The organism is Streptomyces sp. HD (genome assembly GCF_028369295.1).
Taxonomy (GTDB): domain Bacteria; phylum Actinomycetota; class Actinomycetes; order Streptomycetales; family Streptomycetaceae; genus Streptomyces.
Map to the genome: position 1 here is coordinate 1 of NZ_JAQMYP010000195.1, position 334 is coordinate 334.

Annotated in this window: 1 protein-coding gene; it reads left to right on the forward strand. The window is 67.4% G+C overall.

Translation table 11 applies throughout. From position 1 onward, the window contains the following. A partial coding sequence (locus POF73_RS45970; protein WP_272125511.1) for an acyltransferase domain-containing protein occupies positions 1 to 334 on the forward strand: 334 nt, incomplete at both ends.

The following is a 334-nucleotide window of genomic DNA, read 5'->3' on the forward strand; positions in this document are numbered from 1 at the left end:
GCGGCCGGTTGATGTGGGTTTCTCGCTTGCTGCTTCTCGTGCGGGGCTGGAGCACCGGGCGGTGCTCGTCGGGCGCGAACAGGCGGATTTCCTGGGGCAGTTGGAATCGCTGGGCGGACGTGGTCCGGTCAGCGAGGGCGGGACGGCGTTCCTGTTCTCCGGGCAGGGTTCTCAGCGTGCCGGTATGGGCCGGGAGTTGTACGAGACCTACCCGGTGTTTGCCGCCGCCTTCGATGCGGTGTGCGCGCAGTTGGATGTGCTGCTGGAGCGGCCGGTGAAGGAGGTGGTCTTCTCCGACGGTGAGGCTTTGGACCGCACGGTGTTCACGCAGGCG